Here is a 20419-nt window from a genome sequence, read left to right as displayed (position 1 = left end):
TCCGATCGAGTCCGTTACCGACAGACATTCACCGAGCCGCAGAAAGAAAGACGATTAAAACAGCATGAATATGGACTTGGTCGGGCTTATTGGTTTGCCGTTCTTGGCACTGATTGCCACGATTTTGCTGCCTCGACTAGCGTTTACCGCTTGGGTGCTGGCAGGAGTCGGTAGCGCATTCCTGTATCCCGCTACCTTTCAGTCCTGGTGGGGATTCCCGTTGGCGGCTTTGATTGTCCCGTTGATACAGTTGATCATGTTTGGGATGGGCACGACGCTCAACCTGGGCGACTTTGCGCGAATTGCCAAAGAACCATGGTCAGTGATCGTGGGGATCGCGTTGCAGTTTGGCGTGATGCCGATCACGGGTTATCTGTTGGTGCTCGCCTTCGGCTTTGATGGCGAATTGGCGGCGGGCGTCATCTTGATAGGTACCTGTTCGGGCGGTGTGGCGTCGAATCTTATGAGCTACATAGGAAAGGGGAATGTTGCTCTGTCGGTCACGATGACATCGGTTTCTACATTGCTTGCACCTGTGATGACTCCCTTGGGGATGAAAGTTTTGGCAGGCGCCTATATCGATATCGACACCTTCAAGATGGTCATTGGTGTCTTCAATATCATCATCGTTCCTATCATTGCGGGACTGGTTGCCAACGCCGTTTTATACAGCTCCAAATCATGGGCCGCCCATAGAGCGGTCTTACTGGGTGTAACAGGCGGTTGTGTCGGAATTGCTGTGCTGTGCGCTAGTATCCCTAGCGGAGTCTTAGGGGCGTTTGCTGGTCTCCGTTCCAGTTTACTGCTTGGCTTGGCATTGGTCGGGATTTTGGCTTGCGTTAAAGCAATGCTGCTAGCCCGCGGTGGGTTTGATGTGAAGTGGGTCGATCGTGCGCTACCGTTGGTTTCGGTAGCGGGAATCTGTGCCATCCTGACCATTTTGACGGCGCAAACACACGATGAACTCGTTCAGGTTGGGGGCGCATTGTTGTTGGCTGCGGTCTTACACAACGCGATCGGATTGTTTGTCGGGTACTGGGCGGCTCACGCGGCAGGCACGATGGCGGGAGCGGTTGGCTATCGATTGGGAATCTTTGCTTCATCGGCGTCCCGTTTGACTGAGCAAGATTGTCGAACGGTGGCGTTTGAAGTGGGGATGCAAAATGGCGGAATGGCGACCGGGCTGGCCATCGAAGTGCTAAAGAGCCCTGTGGCCGCTCTACCACCAAGTGTTTTTGGAACCTGGATGAATCTCTCCGGTTCACTGCTGGCAAATTATTGGAGTCGCAGTGTCCAAACCGAGGCGTACCGTGAACAAATCGAAGGAGTCTGAATGGTGGGTGGCTCCTTCTGTTGCTGCATCTTCTGTTGGTTACTGTAGTTCCGTTCTTCTTCTGAATGGTGTGGACCTTACTCGACATCAGGTGTCGGAGGTGCCACGTCTGAAATCACGCTTTCCGTGCGCCGCTGGAGCAACGGCCGCGGCGCTTTCAACAAGTTACCACTGATGCGGACGTTTACCGTTCCGTTGAGAGAAATCGCGTGTTCGGCAGCGCTGATTTGATTGCCGCTGATGAGAACGTCTTCGCCGGGCTGGTCGTTGTAGCGTGACTTTCCCCAAACATACAGTCCCGTCGGATTGTTTTCCGTTCCCAGAATCGTGTTACCCCGGATTGTCAGGCCCTTGGTATACCCAAGCTGGACTACGGCTCCGGAATTGTCGCCTGCACGAACGATGTTGTCACTGATCAGCAGATTGGAGTTACTGTTGCCGACGATTTTTCCCGTGACGGTATTGCCTCGAATGATCATGCCATCCACTCCACCCGCGAGGATCGATTTGCGACACTGATTGTTTTCGATGATTACATTTTTCAGGCCACGAGCGTGTTCGACATGGATTGTGGAACCGCCGGGTTTTACGGAATGTTCGAGATCACGGCAGCCGGTCACCAGATAGTCGCGAGAACCGGGACTGCCTCCCATCTGAATTCCCTGCCGGATGAAATTCCGCAGCGTACAGTCACGAACGGTGATGCTTCGACAGTTGTACGAAAATGCCATGCAGTCGCCGGAGAAGTTTTCGGCAAATACATTGACCACGGTCACGTTCTCGATCACATGATCCTTGTTGTAGAACCAAAGGCCGGCATTGTGCTCGGGCGTCTCGCCCTTGACGTACTCGGGATGCGTGTTTGAACCATCCAGATGCAGGTCACGGATCACGACGTTTTTTGTTCCGCCTTTGACCGGTGCGCCGATCATTCGCCAAAAGTTGCTTTGATTCACTGCTGCTGCGAACTTTAAAATCGATGCTGCTCCCTCACCGCGAAGAGTTGTATTGGGAGGAATTTCAAGGATGGGCGATTCGCTATCGCGCCGCGACAGAATGAATGTCCCCGCCGGAACTAGCACAGTGCCGCCTTCCGCATCGGCACATGCGGTCAGAGCGTTTTCGATGGCCGTTGTATCATCGCTCTGGTCGCCCGCTGTCGCTCCGAAATCAGTGATGTCGTAGTCGCCTGCCATGGCAGGAATCGTCACGCCGAGAAGAAGTGACAGGATGGTTGCGATCAATTTCATGCTTTAACCCTTCGTCTCGACTGAATGTATTCGACGAATGAATGATACCTTGACTTGCAATGAAATGCGCACTGCGTAACTCCACATCCAGGATGACGATCATTTGCTCGTTGGATACCGTTATATTGAACGCAACGCATGTCGAGCCAAGATGGTATCGCTTGCCGAAGACGGACAATGAGGCTCGTTGCGGCGGCGGTTGCAGAGGCCTGAGCCGGAACCAAAACTACTTTTTCCTTGGCCACTATCTCGAATGTCAAATTGGATCGAACGTGTCAAGTTCACAGCAATTAAAGAGTAAAACAAGTATGAACATCGCAACATTTCGCGTCCTCGGAGCACTGCTTTGCCTGGTCATTTTCGCTGCTGGTGCATGGGCTGAACCATCTCGTCCAAACATTCTGTGGATCGTTGGCGAAAACTTTTCTAACGACCTTGGCTGCTACGGACAGAAGAACGTGGCGACGCCTAATCTTGATGCACTCGCCGAATCCGGCATCCGCTACACGAATGCGTTTTCGACGTCGCCCGTTTGCGCACCCAGCCGATCCTGCTTTATGCTTGGCATGTATCAAACGACAACCGATACGCACCACATGCGATCACATCGCGACGACGACTTTCGACTCCCTGACGGCATTCGACCTCTCACCCTACGGCTACAGGACGCTAGCTACTACACTGCCAACATCACGCACTTGGGTGATGAAGAAATCGGTACAGGAAAACTTGATCTGAACTTCGTCAACGAAGGCAAACTCTACGGCGGCGCCGAGTGGGACGAGCTAAAACAGCGTCAACCGTTCTTTGCACAAATCAACATGCCCGAAGCTGAGTATGACATTTACGATCGCAAGTCGGCCGAGAAAGATCGCGTCAAGTGGGTTGGGGAAGAATGGCATCCGCAAGTCGCCACGGTCGAAAACGTCACGCCGCCGCCTTACTATCCCGATCACAGAATCGTTCGAGAGGAATGGGCACGCTACCTGAATTCCATTAGCGGCACCGACGTTCGAATTGGCAAGATTTTACAGCGACTCAAAGCAGACGGTCTGGATGATGATACCGTGGTTATATTTTTTGCCGACAATGGTCGACTTACGGCGCGCGGGATCCATTGGCCGTTCGATCAGGGTTTGCGAGTTCCGCTGATCGTGCGTGATTGCAAAAATTATCCGTTTCTCACCCAGCAAGAGTCGCCTGGCACGGTCAGCGACCGCGTGGTCAGTTTGCTCGACATGACCGCGACGACGTTGGCGATTGCGGGAGTCTCGCGACCACTGGGGATGCAGAGTCGTGTGTTCGCTGGCGCGGAATCCGAACCGCCGCGAACCTATGCGTTTGCGGCCCGAGATCGCATCGACGAGACCAGCATACGAATGCGTTCGGTTCACGATCAGCGTTATCACTACATCCGCAACTATACGCCGGGCGCAGGCTTCGAGACGCTGAACCGTTACAAGGAAAAGTGTTTTCTAGTCATGCCGCTCATGCGACAACTCAAGGCCGATGGCAAACTGAGCGGCGCGCCGTTGGCACTAATGCAACCCTTTCCCGATGAGATGCTGTTCGATACGAAGACGGATCCACACGAGGTCACCAATCTCGCTGACTCGAACACGCCAGGACATCAGGCGGCGCTAGCTCGCATGCGTGCGGCGCTCGATACTTGGATCGTCGAATCAGGCGACCGAGGACACATCGAGGAGTCGCCCGAAATTGTCGCTCCGTTCCTGAAGGAAATGGACGACTGGTTCGGCACTCCGGCATGGGCCAAGGACCAGTAGTTCGGCTGTCCTGTTTTTTCGTTTTGCCCGTATTGGTGAGCCGACGGCGCTAGGCTTGCCCTGGGCCGCTGGAACTTTGGTATTGACGTCGGATATTGGGTATAAGTTTTTCTTCCGGCGATACTGCAGTTACCTCTCCACCGACGAAGTTGATGGAGAGGTGGCAGAAACCCAGCGCAACCAAAGATCACTACAACACCAAAGTTCTAGCAGTCTAGGCTTTACCCCATAAATTTGACTGACCACATTATCGCGGATACAGTGGTGACCTTGGTTCCACTCGTGTTGTTAAATGCAGTGGAGCCTCCCTTCCTGCCTTCCCACCAAACGCATCGACCTTCACTTCCCTGCCGCACTGATTAAACCCAAACCGAAAAGCTTGCCACCGCTGGCATCCGCCACGGTGACGTACCACTTTTGGATCGGTTTTAACAATCACGGCAGCGTCGTGTTGCATTGCGATGTGTCCCCCAAACCGATTAGCGAGATTGTGATGCCGCTGCACATGATTCCACCCACACGCCGCAGTTTTTTGCAAACGACACTTGTCGGAGGTACCGCGTTGTTAGCCTCGCGTTACACCGGGGCTGCAGAGTTGAAACCGAGCGATGATTGGTGGGCGTTGCTGTCCGATCCCCACATTGACGCGGATCCGAAGAAAAGTGCTCGTGGGATCACCATGCTGGATTGTCTGAACCGGATTATCGACGAGGTTTTGGCGGAGCCATCGCCTCCGGCGGGCGTCATTATCAATGGGGATTGTGCGTTCTCACGTGGGCTTGCCGAGGACTATGCAACCTTGAGCACGGCATTGCAGCGATTTGCCGACGCCGACTTGCCGCTCCACATGACGATGGGCAACCATGATGACCGCGGGCCGTTCTACGATGCGTTTGCCAGCCAGCGGGCTGACAATCCATTGGTCGACGGCAAGCATGTCAGTATCCTTTCGACACCCACGACGAACCTGTTTTTGATGGATTCACTTTGGGAGGTGAACAAAGTGACCGGCGAACTTGGTCAGCCGCAGTTGGACTGGCTAGCCTCGGCGCTGGACGCGCACGCTGAAAAGCCGGCGATCGTGATTGGACACCACAATCTCCAATTCCTGCCCAAGGAGTCACAGGCGACAATTAGTGGGTTGAGGGATTCCCAGAAACTCGTCGATCTGCTGAACGCGCGCTCGCACGTGCAGGCATACATTTTCGGACACACGCATCATTGGAACGTTCGCGAAATGCAGGACGAAGTGAACTTGGTCAACCTGCCGGCTTGCTCGTATGTGTTCAACCCAGCGCATCCCAATGGTTGGGTGAAAGCCAAATTCGGGGCTGATCAATTCGCACTGGAGCTTCGCGCTCTCGATCACGCTCATCCTCAACACGGGGAAAAACACGAAATACGCTACGCCTTGGCGGCCAACGCACGCTAAGTGTGAGAGTGAAGGATTCGAAACAGCGACCGAACACAACGCATGAGAAGGTAGTGGATCTTGTTAAAGATCCCTGCACGAAAGGATCCTTAACAAGATCCACTACGCCAGTTACTCCTTGGCTGCTGCCGAAACTCTTGACGAGTTCCGCTACATCACCCACGCCTAGAATGAAAAGTTTTTGCACATGCGAATTTCTGCACCGATGAGAAGGATGAGTATCTCATCATTGATGGTCTGTATTGTTTTACTGCTCGGCGGCAAATGCCGAATTCAAGCGGAGGATGCCAAGTCTGTCTTTCGCGCGGGCGCAGCGACGAGCAACATCACACCGCCGCTGGGTGAATTGATCGTCGGGGGATGGCAACCGATCCCCGCTGCTAATATCCATGACGAGCTGCATGCACGGTGCGTCGTCTTGGACGACGGCCAGACTCAATTGGCGATTGTGATTTGCGACAACGTCGGCATCCCCGTCGAAGTTTATGATCTAGCCAAGCGACAGATACTCGACGCTACCGGGATACCGGCGTCGCATGTATTGACGGCGGCTACCCACACGCATTCAGCGACCACAGCGCGTGGTCCCCTAAAAACACTGCCAGAAACGGAGCTGAGCGATTATCAAAAGTTCATCGCCCATCGCATCTCGGACGGCGTCCGCAGGGCACTTGCTCAATTGGAACCGGCACGGATTGGTTGGGGATCGATCGATGAACCGTCTGAACTTTTCAACCGTCGTTGGTTTGTCAACGACGCGAGTTTGTTGAGCAATCCTTTCGGTGGTATCGACCAAGTCCGGATGAACCCTCCTCGTGGCAGTTCCAAGCTTGACCGTCCCGCCGGGCCGACCGATCCGGAGATTAGCTTCGTTTCGCTGCAAGGCACCCATGGTCATCCGATCGCTCTGCTGGCCAACTATTCCCTGCACTACGTCGGCGGTGTCCGATCCGGGGACGTCTCGGCAGATTACTTTGGTTACTTCGCAAAGTTCATCGGAGGAAAATTGGGAGCGAGCGACCAATCACCGCCGTTCGTCGGCATCCTTTCCAATGGCACCAGCGGTGATGTAAACAATATCAATTTCCCTGAACGAGCCGCGCGGAAATACCGAAGTTATGAAAAAATGCAGGAGGTTGCCGAAAAGATCGCCAGCCGCGTGTATGAAGCCAATCAGAAAATTGAATTTCATGAGTGGGTGCCCTTGGCTGCCAAACAAGCCAACCTGACGCTGAAAACGAGGCAGCCGACGCCAGAGATGATTGAGTATTTCGCCAATATCACCACCGGCGATGAAAACGATCCGAGGCGACGACACAGTCGCGAAGAGATTTATGCGGATCGAATTGCGAAGATCCAGACAGCTCCTAAGCAGATTGAGATTCAACTGCAAACGCTCCGCATCGGCGATTTGGGAATCGCCGCAATCCCGTTCGAAGTGTTTACCGAAACGGGGTTGGAACTCAAGGATCTGAGTCCCTTCGCCGACACCTTCACCATCGAACTGGCCAATGGATCGTACGGTTACTTGCCGACTCCCGAGCAGCATCGCTTGGGCGGCTACGAAACGTGGTTGGGCAGCAATTACGTTGAAAAGGAAGCGACCACCAAGATTGTCGCCAAGCTGATTGAGCTGTTTGAATCGCTCCATCAAGAGAGTTTGGATTAGGAAGGTAGCTACCGTCCCCAGGCGGTGCAGTCCACGTTCTGGCGAACGTGGCTACCCGGTTTGCCACCAATCGCAGAATATGGAACACGATGAGGTTAGGGTATGAACGAGACTGCAAGAGGGTGTTCGTGGAAGACTGCCTTGCCGGTGCTGTTGTTGTGTTCTTTGGGATGGTCGTTCGCGTCGGCCTCGCCTCCGGATCGTGGTAGCAGCGAATCCACATCGCGCGACGTCATCACCCCCAACGAATTCGCGGGCACGGACGTCGAGCGAATCAACCAGGCGATCGAGGCCGCCGCAGACGCTGGTTGTCGAGTGGTCATCCCACGAGTCAACCTCGGGGACGGACAGCGACGAGATGTCTGGTTGCTCGATTCAGCGATCTTGCTGCACAGTAACACAACGCTTGAGTTGGACAACTGCCACATCAAGCTGTCCGATCGTTGTCGAGATAACTTCATGCGGAGCGCGAACTGTGGGCTGGGGATCACCGACATCGAGCCGCTGCAGAACATCCACATCCGCGGTATCGGCCACGCCGTGCTCGAAGGTGCCGATCGCCCCCGTGCATCCGGCGACAGCGGCAAGACGCTGGGCACCAAAACCTACGGCACCGATGCAGGTGTCCAAGGCGAAAGCCAACTCGGCGACTGGCGGAATATCGGGATCCTGCTGGCCTTCGTTGAGCATTTTCGGATCGAGAACATCACGATTAAGGATTCTCATTGTTGGGCAATTTCGCTCGAACGCTGTGCTCACGGCACGCTGCGAGACCTGGATTTCGCGTCGCGTGGATACAAGATGATCGATGACACTCGGCAAACGATCCTCAACCAAGACGGGGTCGATCTACGCATGGGATGCCACGATATCCTGATCGACAATATCACAGGCTACACCGGAGACGACCTAGTCGCTCTGACGGCCATTCCACGCAGCGACCGACCGGCGGGCAGTCTTGCTACGACAATGGTCAGTGCTGGCGACGACCGTGGCGACGGGCTGGACGATATCCGGCACATTGTCATCAGAAACGTCAAAGGCTACTGCGCGGGCCGACACCACATCGTCAGGTTGCTGAATACTTCAGGAGTCAAAATGCACGACATTATCGTGGATGGCTTGATCGACACATCGCCTGGCGACTTGACGTGCAAAGCTGCAGTGAAGATCGGAGACCACAATTACGGCGGCGGTGTGGCACCGCTGGGTGACACTTGCCGCATCATGGTGAGTAACGTGACTAGTCAGTCGCAGCATACGATCCTGATCGGCGGATCGCTCTCCGACTCAATCCTCAGCAATCTGATCGGACACGGATCACCAGGTGAAGCGGTGACGATCCAGGCGGGAGCGGAATACATTCGCGACGTCACGATCACGAACGTGCATGTCGTAGACGAGTAACGTGATTTCCGCGACGTCGTGTTTCATGCAAAAAGGCTACGGGGCAGACGCACTGGCCAGGAATTTTGTTCGGTCTCGATTTTGATTCTTAATCGTAATCTTACTCTTAATCCTAATCTTGCTTCGGCTGGTTCCGATCGAATGCGGTTGCACTGACGGGATTGAAATTAAGAGTTGGTAACGCGTGACTAATGATTTCGCTCTGCCGAATTTGCTCGAATCAAGCCAATCAACATTGAAACAATCTCGATCAATAAACTCTTGCCTTCGTCTGCTAGCGACTTTTTAATTAGCCGTTTTGCGACCATTACGTCCAAGCTTGCCGCACATTCCAAAGCTGATCCGCGAGCAATGTCAAAGAATCGGCAACGATCTGATTCGGTGAATTTGCCATTGCCTTCAGCGATGTTCAACGGAATCGACGTCGACGCTCGATCGAACTGATTATGAACGGCCCGTGTTTTGGGAATGGACTCGAGAACGTCGGTTGCCCACGCGACAAAAGTAATCGATGATTGATAGACATTCAGTTTCTCGTGATCGAACTGTCGCATGGCATTGTCCCTTTTTAATTCTTAATCGTAATCATACTCTTAATCCTAATCTTCTTTGGCTGGCTTCGGTCGAATGCCGTTGTGCAGACGGGATTAAGATTATGAGTAGGATTAAGATTAAGACTGGCCAGAAATTTTGTTCGGTCTCGATTTTCATTCTTAATGGTAATCATACTCTTAATCGTAATCTTCTTTGGTTGGCTCCGGTCGAATGCAGTTGCGCAGACGTGATGAAGATTAAGACTGGCTGAGACTTTTGTTCGGGTGACCACCAGTCTTGGGCTATCGCAGGACGGGTTGGGGATCCAATTTTGATTTCACTTTTTCTCGCAGTGTCACGATATCCACGCCACACACAACGAACTCCAGTGGAGCATCGGTGTTGGGTTGCTGCAGCAACTGTAGGTGACGAGCATTGAGTGCCGTCATTTGTTCTTTGGCTTGGGTTTCGGACAGTTGCGATTGAGCGTATGCAAGTTGAACCGCTTGCCAGGCTAGCGATTCGAAGGGCCGTTTCAGTTCATCGAGCAGCCGCACTAATTCGGAAAGCTGCTTTGGGTCTCGCACATCGGACTCGGCCATCGCATCGCCGATCGACTGGGTTCGTCGAATCGATGCGGCTCGATCGGCCGCAAGTTTCGATTCGCTGAGAAGATTGAGTTTCTCAAGTTCGATACTCAGCGAGGCATAGGCTTGTTGGTCCGTCTGATCCTGAATCACAACTTCACAAAAACAGCATGCCGCCGTCTCAGGATCGTCTTGAGATGCCCTGAGTGTGCCCAATGCGAACCAGCCATCTGCTGTCTTGGGTGGGGACTGGAGATATTGGTCCGACCACGCAGCGAGTTTGTCGAAATCTTGCAGCTGGGCATAGATACGACCGAGCAATTCAGCCTCGTTGGAATGTGAGACTGGGAGACTCGAAAGGTCCGCAATCGCATTTTGGGGGTGGGACTGGCTCATTTCGTATCGCGATTGACCGAGTGGACCAATGGGCTCCCATTCGTCCAACTTCGCATCTTTACTAAACATGACGGCAAGGTTCAACAGAATTCGAAGTTCGATCTCTTCGATATTTCCTTGTTGGCACATTTTTTGAAGATGATTTGCTGCTTCGAGACGATGGCCTTGGCGAACGAGCAGTATCGCCAGTTGGCGATGGGCCATGATCGCGTCCGGGACCAAGTCGAGCAATTCGCGGTAGCGGGATTCCGCTTGACTGTAGTGACCTTGGATGACCATCCACTCGGCCGTTTGACCTAGTGCTGGCAACCGCGTTTCAGGAACCGCCACCGCCAATCGATCAAGTACGCGGATGGCTTCTGGAAAGCGATGCTCGGCTCCGAGGACGATCGCCAGGAAAAATACATTTTGTGGATCCTCCGGTGCGGCGGCGACGGCAGCGCGAATCGCGTGACTTGCTGCGGACACATCACCGGACTGCAACGCTGTCGCTGCTTCTTCTCGCCATACCGAGGGATCCTTTTCAGGCTCAACCGCGGGCAGCTGAGCGACGACGGCCGTTTGTGTTGGTGGTGTGAGAGCGGGGGGCGCTGTCTTGGAATCGCATCCAGAGGTTGCCAGCGTCATCCAGCAAATCCAGACAGCTACACGGTCAGATTTTGATTGTCTTAGAATCACTTCATTGATCACTTGCGAGAATCGCGATGGTGGGGCTGGAACTTAGCATAGCACGCGAGACTTCCGCCGTCGCTTACCCATCGAAACCGAGGCGTGCTAGAATAGCGTTTCGATGAAACCACTCATGGAGCAAGGCTCGTTCGAGAGATGGTCGGTGCGAACGCGCCTTTGCTTAACAAAATTTTGAAACTGCCGAGGGAGAGCCATTTGAAACGTTCCGTGAGTATAGTCGTTGTGGTAGCGGTTGTGGTTGCGATCGGAGTGATGATGCGAGTTGTACGCGACGATCCGCCAGACGAAATGGTGCAAGCGGTTGCGGTCACGACTGTCAATCCGTCGCCCGGAATACCGACATTTGTCGGCCGCCAGGTTTGTGGCGAATGTCATGCAGAGAATTATCACCTGCATGGAAAATCGGGGCACGCGTCAACATTCATTAGTGCGCAGCATGCCTCGATCGCGAAGAAGTTCGTGGGCAGCACGGTGGATGCTGGGCAACCGCATGGCCGGTTTACCTACGTTATGGATGAGCAGGGGCTAAAAGCGGTTCGCGTCGACGACGCTGACTCCGAACCATTTCCGCTGCAATATGCGTTGGGGTCGGGACACAATGCAGTCACCTTTTTTTCACTTATTCCCGACCAACAGGACGGCACGATTGGTTTCGAACATCGCGTCTCATGGTTCGCAGACCATGCCGGTTTCGGATTAACGCCGGGACACGTCAACAAAAAGCCCAGCAATGAAATCGAGTTCTTTGGCAATCCGGTGCGTGGCGAGATGATGCACGGCTGTGTTGATTGTCATACGACGTCAGGAACCATCGTTGACCAAAAAATTGTCGATCTGATTCCAAACGTCAATTGTGAGAAATGCCACGGCCCTGGAAGCGAGCACGTGCGTCAGGCTAGGCTGTCCGATCACCCGCCTGCATTTTCGGTCGGAAAAGATAATTGGGATCAAGAGTCTGAATTACAGCTTTGCGGAAGTTGTCATCGATTGCCTAAGGACATCTCACCCAAGAAGCTACGCGAGTATCCGAGCGAACTGGTTCGATTTCAACCGATTGGGATGTTGCGAAGTGCATGCTATTTAGAAGCGGAGGGGCAAATGATGTGCACAACATGCCATAACCCGCACCAGGCCTTTACCGCGAAGTCGAAACAAGCATACGTCGACGACTGTGTTCGCTGTCACGATCAGGAGAACACGGACCATGTTGCGTGTCCCGTATCGCCGCGAGACGGATGCATCGAGTGTCACATGCCTCCGGTACGATTCGAGCAGGGAATGATCTTTCACGACCATTGGATTCGAGTCCGTCCTGAATAAGAACCTGTCGGGGTCACGGACTTATAAAACAAACCTCGCCCGCAATTCGCGGGCGAGGTTCAATCTCGCAGTCAAACTAGGAATTGACGGCCTGCTTAGAAGTTAGTGTCGATAACCTCTTTCGAAGCACGCGTGCCAAGTGCGCCCCATAATCCATAAGGGCTCTTCGAACCAGGATTGTTGTTATTCCAGATCATCGGAGCAGTTTGATTACCGGATTCGATCGAGTCGGTAATGAATTTCACCGCACCGTCGCCCATCAACACATGAACGCCACCTTGGTGACGGCTACTGGGCGAGAAGTTGCCAGCGTTATCCGCCCATTGGCCGATGCATAACTCGCTATTCGGCGGTCGTACGGTATAGACGTCGGAAATTCCAGAACGCAACGCTGCAGCCCATTTCATACCACGACTATCGACGCCATTGGATACTAGCGACGGCGGAGCGGTACAGCCAACGCCACCGGTCTGCGGGCACCAAAACTGTGGCCGTTGAGGATCGATCTCGTTAGCTACGTCGACGCACCATGAAGGATTGTTTTCAACATTAGAAGCTGGACCGGAAGGGTGTGACGAGTAGGAGGAACGTTTGTCGCGGTCGCCTAAGTCAGAAACGATTTCTCCCATCGCGACGGTATTGGACAATCCATCTAGCACATCGCGAAACTTACTGTTGGCATAAAGCTGAAACATTCCGCGGTTGGTCGACTTGGCGCTGGCAACAGTACCACCGCTGGCATGAGGGCCATATGCTGGCCCACTTCCACTCGCCGCACCCAGGTTCATCATGTTGTGCCGCTGCCCGCTGAAGGAATCACCCACACACATACCGTAATTCGTTCGTCCCAGCCCTGGCAAGCCAGTTCCGGGGTCGCTCGGGCAGCGTATATTTGAGATTTCGGTCGACCAGGGGATGTACCCAGGATTGGTTGAAAACGACTTGGGACTCGGCCCCATCGCTGGCCAAGCACCTGGGGTGCCTGTGTCGGTTGGCGGCGCGGCACCGGATACGGTTTTGGTATCGGGATTCGAAATCTGCTCCCACAAGGCTTGCTGTTCGAAGAACGGCGTCATGCCAACCATCGCGTTCAGGTTTAACTTGTTCGAGCTGTTCGACGCTTGCCACCAGCCAGTGCCTGACCCTGCGAGTCCTAACCCGGTTCCGCCACCGTGAATCGGCAACTGATTGTAGGCCGCATGGTAGTTGTGCATCGCCAAGCCGATTTGCTTGAAGTTGTTACTACAACTCATGCGGCGAGCAGCTTCACGAGCTGCTTGAACGGCAGGCAACAAAAGGCCCACCAAAACACCAATGATGGCGATCACCACCAATAATTCAACCAGTGTAAATGCACTGGTCCGAGTCTTTCTACTCAACATACGAAGCTCCAAAAAGAAAGATGTGTAAACAAACTGTACCGGCCGCAGATCAACGATCTTTCGCAATGCAAATCACGAATAAATAATCAGACCTCGCCCATCTTATGGCCGACAATAACAATAACTCGCCAGTTATGGCAAGTAAATCTCTGCAAAACCGTCTGTTCGGCAAAAAAATGCCCCATTAGCGATTCAGCTAGCCGTTTTACTTGATTTTGCCAGGAAATTCGCCCTGAATTGCCAGGCCATCTTTTTCGCCAAATCTCCGCCTATGCGCGAAAATTGCGCGAATACAACGACTCCGAGACCTTCAAACGCAACTGCAAGTGCCGGAAACGGCAATCTGTCTCGACAAAGGATTGAGCCGACGACGCTTCACGGCAAATCTTGGCAGGTCCGCTGGGGTCAAACTCGCCGCCTTACTTCATCGACTCTCTCATTGCCTTGGCATACTCGGCTTCTTCTTCGGGAGTCATTTCTGGTTCGCTCTGAGGCGGCACATCGACAACTTTCGTTGATGTCCCTGAGCCACAACCGACAAGAGAAAACGACGATAAACAGATGATTGCAACGCACACTAAAAACACATTCTTCATTCTGCGGTCCTCAACACTGGAGTACTGATCGATAACTTGCCTAAGCAGGCAAATTTCAACTTGCTACACGCGAGTCGACCGACCTAGTCTATACATTGCGTTGGGCTGTCGCTACAGATTGACGCATTTTCGTCTGTTTTTGAATTGACATCGATTTTTGCAGCGGTGCCTTAGCCCAAAAGGGCTGCTGAAACTCGTTAAATCTCGTCAAATTGCGTTAATTCGTTAGAACCGAGTCGCGAATGGCACTTTGGTTCCTTGGACGACGAGGTACTCGGAATCCGCATCAAGTGTACCGAGTTCATCAACACTACCGTTCTGCCAAGTGACCGTTACGTTGCTGATTTGGTCGATTTCGCCCAGCCCCACGCGGAGAACTTTTTGATTACAACTGAGATATCCATCTCCACCCAGCGCCCACAAAGATTGTTGTCGTCCACCACAGTCGAAGCGAACAACCGTGCCGATGGCGTCACGCTGGTTGTGTGTACCGACTAGACGAAACGCGATCTTGTGGTTGTTATCCTGCGTTTGATTGACGAGTAGACAAATCGGTTCGTAGGCATGCGTGATCAACAAATCTTGGTTGCCATCACGATTGACATCCGTTGTCCACATCGCGCGACCGACATGTGATTCACGAAAGTACTCACCCCAGGCGTCGTCATTTAGCAGCTTGAATGCACCCTGCTGACTGCGACTGAATAGCTGAAAAGGTTGCTTGTAAGGTGGATGGCTAGGATCATTGAACTCACCGATGTGTCCATTAGTTACAGCGATTTCCTTGACGCCATCGTTGTCCAAATCGATCGCTTGTGTCCCAAAACCGACGGTCATGAGGGTTGGCTGAACAAGCTTCATTCGACTGGTCTCGTCACGCCAAAACCCGGGCGATATTTGTTCGTAAAAGATATTGTATTCGCGTGAAAAACCCGTGACGTAAAAGTCGAGGTCGCCATCATCATCAAAGTCGCTCGCGGCAATCCCCATGGATGCCTGGGTCATCGCGCGGCCATCGACTGCGAGTCCGCGAATCGCCGCACTTTCGTTGAGCTGATCCTTACCCTCGTCAAACGTATAGTAGTGATTGGCGGACATGTCGTTGGCAATCAAGACGCCCATGTTCTTACCATCAAGAGTCCCAGCAATCATGCCGAGTCCGCGACCAATCGAAACGTTAGGCAGCCACTTTTTGCTGACGTCCGTGAACTGCCCATCGCTTCGGGCAACAAACACTTGGTCACCCTTAGCCGGGAATTTCAACGGGTGACAAGGGCCAAGCAGCCCCTCGTCGTTGAGACAGGCTTGCCCCACCGACGGGACTGTGTCGCAGTAGTTTGTCGCAAACAGATCTGTGTATCCGTCCCCGTTGATGTCAAAAAACGACGCGCTGGTTGTCCAGTCGGTCGCGCGATCGCTAAGCAATTCAGTACAGTCGGTAAACGTTCCGTCGCCGTTGTTTCTCAGCAGCCGATTTTTCCCCAAGTTAGCGAAGAACAGATCGGGGAATCCGTCTTCATTGAAATCACCCGATGCGACGCCTTGACCGAAACCGGTATCGCCAACTCCGGTTGCTGATGTAACTTTGATAAATCGTGTGCCGACGTTTCGCAGTAAATCGTTGGGTTTCGAATCGGTTCGCTGCATCGTGCCGCCGGCACCCATTACGATCAAATCCGGCCACCCGTCCAGGTCATAGTCGATCGCACCACCGCCAACACCATTCGTGTGGATCAGGGGGGCTAGGCCATTTTCGTCCGGATTGTTTTCACCGCCGATCGACTCCAGCCCCCATTGTTTGCTCTGATCCGTAAGCCGCAAGTGATCGGTTGACGCACGCTCGGGCACAACCTTTACTCGGGACCGTGTACTCGAATCACTGCTCACATCCACCGACGGGAAATCACTCAGGTTCATGCTGAGCGCCAATTGTCCTCGTTCGGATTGCCAGCTTGCATCCTGCTTCAGCCGCTTGAGAATCTCTTCGCGAAGCGGCGTGAGTTCTTGCGATGGTTCCTGAGTTAGCGTTGTGGCGGCTGCGGTCCAAGCTTCGGCTTCCCAGTTGCGACCTAGATTCATCAGACACTGGGCAACCTTCACAGCCCCATCTTGGCTCTGACGACCACGATCATTGAAGTCGAAAAAGACTGTGTGAAGCTTGATAAGCTGATTGATGCGCTGACCTATATCTTGCAACTGTTCGTCGGTAATGTTGTTGCCAGCCGGAGCGTCCGACTCCGCCATTGATCCCAACGACTGTGCCAGACTCGACCAAGCGACACCGAGGTTGGGGTTGCACTGTGTTGCCTTCCAGTAGGCATGACAGCTTTCAGCGAATCGTTGCTGTTCGTTCGCCCAATCACCCAGCGCGAGCCAGTATTCCGGGGACAACTTAGCGCTGGCCGACGCGTTTCCAACCCACTGGGTAAACTCGTCAAACCTGCGCTGTTTGACCAAGACCTGGCCATAAAGCGTCTGCGCTGGCGTGAAGTCTGGATGGTGCTCAAGAATGTCCAGCAGGATGCTTTCCGACGCATCGAAATCAAGTTCACTAAACCGCTCGTAAGCTTCACTCAGTCGCACACGGCGATCAGCTGGTTTGCGTTGCAGCAACATGTCGGCAAAATTATCGAGAAATCGTCGCGACGATGTTTCGGTGACGGTCACCAAAAGCGGAATATCGAACTGTCGCTGGCGAATCAGTTCGAGCAAGTGCGGTTGGATCTCTTGCGTGCGGTGTGCTTCACCCAAAAAACCGACCAGTTGTCGGCGGAGTTTGGCGTTTTCGGGATCGATTTGCACCGCCTGCTGGAGAAAGTCAATCGCGACGTATAATTCGCCCACGTCGATGAGAGCTTGAACTGTAAAATTGACTTGCGATTCCGGTTGATAATGGGCCGAGGCGGTTGCTTCGACCATCAGAAGAGCGGCTTCACGTCGGCGCTGGTTCATGGCCATCACGCGCGCGACCTCTGCTAGAAGCCCTGGGTCATTGGGCTGAGCGATCAACGCTTTTTCCGAAAACTGGTCAGCAAGTTTCCAGTCGCCCGCTGACATCGCCCGCCGCATCTCGTTGACCGGATCCGAGGAATGACCTTGCGTCTGTTGCGAGTCCGCCTCTGTACCCTCTTCCGTGACCGTGGTCAATTCACGTTCGGCTTGGGCCTGCGGCGCCACTTTGGAAGACGGTTGGCAACCGACACAGCTGAGTAGTTGTGAAATCAGCAAGGCGGCGAGGGTCAGTCTTTGTGCGAGAGATGCCATGGAAATTGTTTAGCCAAAGTGACAAAAAGAGGTTCATCCGACGAAAGCGTACCTCATCAACGAAATCTGAATAACCTTACCTCCCAATAGTGGCTGCGGATACAAGGGCCAGCAGCACCAGGACTGGAATCTTGAACCGTCGGCAAAGATCATGCGCTGGCAGGGCACGTCAGATCTTTGCAACAGCGTCATCTGAATATCGCGGCTACGGTCGCAAAAAGCGAGGATTTAGAGAGTCCATCCGCCGTCTGGCGATGGCAGCAGCGTTGCGCATCCTGTAAATTGATTTGCCCTGAACTCGCCAGTGAGGACGGTGGATTAGTGCCGGAACGCCGTGTTTTGCCAGTAGTATCAACCAGAGGTCCACAACACATGAACGTTACTAAGTTGATATTCGCCGGTGTACTTTTTGCCTGTCTGTTCAATGGCCTTCAGGCGGATGCTCAGTCGGGGGCGGTGAGCGGAATCGTGGTCGAGAAGTACGCGCCGCAGAGTGGTTCGTTTCCGGCATGCACGCATATCGACCATAGTAGTAAGACCGAGATCGTGACTAGCGGCAACCGGCTGTTCTATCGGACCGATCCGAAGTCACCGTTTCTACAATCGCCGATCAGTGTATTGGCGGACGCCCACTCCGTCGTCTTCAACCCCATAGAGAAACGCTTCTACGCAACCGACACCGGCAACCATCGACTGATCACTTTCGCCGATCCCGCAAGCGACCAATGGGAGACTTCTGCGACATCGCTGGCTGACATCAAGTTGCAGCGTCCGCACGACATCCTGTTCGACGATGCAACCGGTTGGATGTATACGCTCAATCCCGACAGCGGCCAAGTGTTTCGGTTCAAGGGAACCGACGGCAGTGTCGCGGTGTTGGATCTATCCAAGCACTTGGGCTATTCTCGCGCGCTGACGATTGCCGGCGGGACGCTTTATGTGATCGGTTCCAGTCATGGTGTGGTGGTCGAAGTAACCGACTTCGAAAAGCAAGAGTTCCAAATCCACAGCAGTTACGGAAAAAAGAGGAACGCTGTCGCTGGCAGCTGGCAGGGAACCGGCCTGGTCCTCAACGACGTCGATTACTACCAGGGGCACTGGTACGCGACCAGCTATTTTTGCCCGAGCTATGCTGGCGAAAACAACTGCGACGAAAACAAATTCATCCGCTTCGAAACCTGGCGTGACTTGAAAGAAGGGACCTGGGGCGACCTCAGTCACTTGCTCCCCAGCAAAGTGGTCCCCTACTTCCTAACGCCGCATTCCGCAGGCCTGGACATCGGCGTCTTCAACCACGAAACACGCGGCGCCTCGGCCTGCATCTACCGCCTAACCATGGCCCCTAACACGCAGTGAATTCGTGGCCTCTCGGCTCCGGTAAAGGAACAGGGACAGCGTATTTAGCTGATTGGGAAAACTAGCTTGGGCGGGCACGCTTTCTCAAGGCGTGGATCGCAGATTGCGCCGCTCCGCTGTGAAAACCACCTGGTTCGTGCCAAAGTAGACTAAACAAACAACGGCAGCGATTTGTATTCTTTGCCGAGGATGGGCGTCGGGTTAGTGCCGAGCCAATCTTTTAGTACCGATGCATAGACTTGGCGGAAGTCGTACTCGTGTTTCAAATCGCCATCTTGCAGATCGGTCAAGTTCGGATGTTTGCCGACGATGCCGGCCTTGACGCCGCCACCGCACAAGAACATCGGCCCCGCCGCGCCGTGGTCCGTTCCTTCGCTGGCGTTCTCAGAAACACGCCGACCGAACTCGCTGAACGTCATCACGCAGACTCGTTGTCCATGGTCGTGGGCTTCCAAGTCCCGAACCAGCGCGCTGACCGCATCACTCCATTGCCGAAGCAAAATGCTATGCGTTTGAGCCTGCTGAGCATGTGTATCGAAACCGTCGTGTTGGACGTAGTAAATACGCGTCGTTAGTCCCGAGTCGATCAATTGAGCTACCACTCGCAGCTTGTTGCCCAGTTCGGTTTCAGGGTACTTCACTTCGCTACGATAACCCTGAGCCGCTTCGGTTACACGCTGGCTCGCTGCGATCGCCGAAGTCGTGCTTGATTGCAAAAAGCTGAGCAACTCATTGTCGGTGGCGGTGCTTGTCGACTGTCGATTCTGCAAAAAGTCACGCAGCGATTGCTTGTCATTGCCTCGCAATTGGAATTCCGACAATTCTTTTACGGTGGGTACACGGATGCTCGTAGACGCGATCGCGGCCGGTTGCTGTTCTCGTCCGAGATGCAGCGCAGGAACATCTCCGCCCGCCGTAGCGGGTTGCTGATCCAAGAAGCGACCGAGCCATCCGTCGGGACGCGGCTCGTCTTTACGGCGACAGGTGTGCCAAATGTCCATCGACTCGAAGTGTGATCGGTTCGGTTTTTCGTATCCGACATTGCGAACGGCGGCAAACTGGCCGTTTTGCAATAGAGCGTGCACCCCGGTCATCGATGGATGCAAACCATTGTCGTCATCGCACTTCAATACGTCAGTGGTCGGAATCGCGAGCTTGGGACGCGCGGATCGGTAATTGTCATCCGCATAGGGAATGATGGTGTTCAAACCATCGTTTCCGCCCGACATCTGTACGACGACGAGAATTCGTTCACCAGAGTGATTGCCGCTGGATGCGGCCTCGGCAAAGCACTTCGGCAGTGCGGCGCCAACACCGATCGCGGCAGCACCACCGATTGAAGATTGCAGAAAGAGACGTCGATTTGGGTTAGTTGATAATTGCATAGGTAAATCAATCGTGTAGTGGATCTTGCTA

The 20419-nt window shown here is 53.7% G+C and carries 14 protein-coding genes; 7 read left to right on the top strand and 7 right to left on the bottom strand.

The window, feature by feature from the left end; genetic code table 11:
• Positions 1 to 64: 64 nt before the first annotated feature.
• Positions 65 to 1333 (top strand): bile acid:sodium symporter family protein, encoded by a 1269-nt coding sequence (locus tag SH528x_RS26440; protein ID WP_442506444.1) that lies wholly within the window; start codon positions 65 to 67, stop codon positions 1331 to 1333.
• A gap of 77 nt (positions 1334 to 1410) precedes the next feature.
• On the opposite strand, the gene SH528x_RS26435 is transcribed toward SH528x_RS26440, so the two are convergent.
• Complete coding sequence (locus SH528x_RS26435) at positions 1411 to 2583, bottom strand: right-handed parallel beta-helix repeat-containing protein (protein WP_442506443.1); 1173 nt, start codon at positions 2581 to 2583, stop codon at positions 1411 to 1413.
• A gap of 308 nt (positions 2584 to 2891) precedes the next feature.
• On the opposite strand from SH528x_RS26435, the gene SH528x_RS26430 reads away from it, so the two are divergent.
• From SH528x_RS26430 to SH528x_RS26415, 4 genes are all read left to right on the top strand, one after another.
• Positions 2892 to 4370 (top strand): sulfatase family protein, encoded by a 1479-nt coding sequence (locus SH528x_RS26430; RefSeq protein ID WP_442506442.1) that lies wholly within the window; start codon positions 2892 to 2894, stop codon positions 4368 to 4370.
• Between the two features lie 292 nt (positions 4371 to 4662).
• Positions 4663 to 5802: a metallophosphoesterase family protein gene (locus tag SH528x_RS26425; protein ID WP_442506441.1), complete on the top strand. Its 1140-nt coding sequence runs from the start codon at positions 4663 to 4665 to the stop codon at positions 5800 to 5802.
• 214 nt (positions 5803 to 6016) lie between these two features.
• Positions 6017 to 7471, top strand: a complete 1455-nt coding sequence (locus SH528x_RS26420) for a hypothetical protein (RefSeq protein WP_442506440.1) — start codon at positions 6017 to 6019, stop codon at positions 7469 to 7471.
• A gap of 102 nt (positions 7472 to 7573) precedes the next feature.
• A complete protein-coding gene (locus SH528x_RS26415) occupies positions 7574 to 8878 on the top strand; it encodes a glycosyl hydrolase family 28 protein (protein WP_442506439.1) in 1305 nt (434 codons plus the stop codon).
• 188 nt (positions 8879 to 9066) lie between these two features.
• Here SH528x_RS26415 and SH528x_RS26410 read toward each other — a convergent pair whose 3' ends face one another.
• Positions 9067 to 9432, bottom strand: coding sequence for a four helix bundle protein (locus tag SH528x_RS26410; protein WP_442506438.1), 366 nt, complete (start codon positions 9430 to 9432; stop codon positions 9067 to 9069).
• A gap of 282 nt (positions 9433 to 9714) precedes the next feature.
• On the bottom strand, positions 9715 to 11022 hold the full coding sequence (locus SH528x_RS26405) for a tetratricopeptide repeat protein (protein WP_442506437.1): 1308 nt from the start codon (positions 11020 to 11022) through the stop codon (positions 9715 to 9717).
• Between the two features lie 270 nt (positions 11023 to 11292).
• Here SH528x_RS26405 and SH528x_RS26400 point away from each other — a divergent pair, with 270 nt between their 5' ends.
• Entirely contained in the window at positions 11293 to 12405 is a 1113-nt protein-coding gene (locus SH528x_RS26400; protein ID WP_442506436.1) for a cytochrome c3 family protein, read from the top strand.
• A 95-nt stretch (positions 12406 to 12500) separates the two neighbouring features.
• Here SH528x_RS26400 and SH528x_RS26395 read toward each other — a convergent pair whose 3' ends face one another.
• From SH528x_RS26395 to SH528x_RS26385, 3 genes are all read right to left on the bottom strand, one after another.
• Positions 12501 to 13787, bottom strand: coding sequence for a DUF1559 family PulG-like putative transporter (locus SH528x_RS26395; RefSeq protein ID WP_442506435.1), 1287 nt, complete (start codon positions 13785 to 13787; stop codon positions 12501 to 12503).
• 419 nt (positions 13788 to 14206) lie between these two features.
• On the bottom strand, positions 14207 to 14383 hold the full coding sequence (locus SH528x_RS26390; protein ID WP_442506434.1) for a hypothetical protein: 177 nt from the start codon (positions 14381 to 14383) through the stop codon (positions 14207 to 14209).
• A gap of 225 nt (positions 14384 to 14608) precedes the next feature.
• Positions 14609 to 17647, bottom strand: coding sequence for an FG-GAP-like repeat-containing protein (locus tag SH528x_RS26385; protein WP_442506433.1), 3039 nt, complete (start codon positions 17645 to 17647; stop codon positions 14609 to 14611).
• Between the two features lie 372 nt (positions 17648 to 18019).
• On the opposite strand from SH528x_RS26385, the gene SH528x_RS26380 reads away from it, so the two are divergent.
• Entirely contained in the window at positions 18020 to 19003 is a 984-nt protein-coding gene (locus tag SH528x_RS26380) for a YncE family protein (RefSeq protein ID WP_442506432.1), read from the top strand.
• Positions 19004 to 19152: 149 nt separating this feature from the next.
• Here the strand turns inward: SH528x_RS26380 and SH528x_RS26375 are convergent, their stop codons facing one another.
• A complete protein-coding gene (locus SH528x_RS26375; RefSeq protein ID WP_442506431.1) occupies positions 19153 to 20388 on the bottom strand; it encodes a DUF1501 domain-containing protein in 1236 nt (411 codons plus the stop codon).
• Positions 20389 to 20419: the final 31 nt, after the last annotated feature.

Source organism: Novipirellula methanifontis, from assembly GCF_052161655.1.
In the GTDB taxonomy this organism is placed as follows: domain Bacteria; phylum Planctomycetota; class Planctomycetia; order Pirellulales; family Pirellulaceae; genus Novipirellula.
Note: the sequence above shows the minus strand (reverse complement) of the source record. Positions and strands in the feature narration are given on the sequence as shown.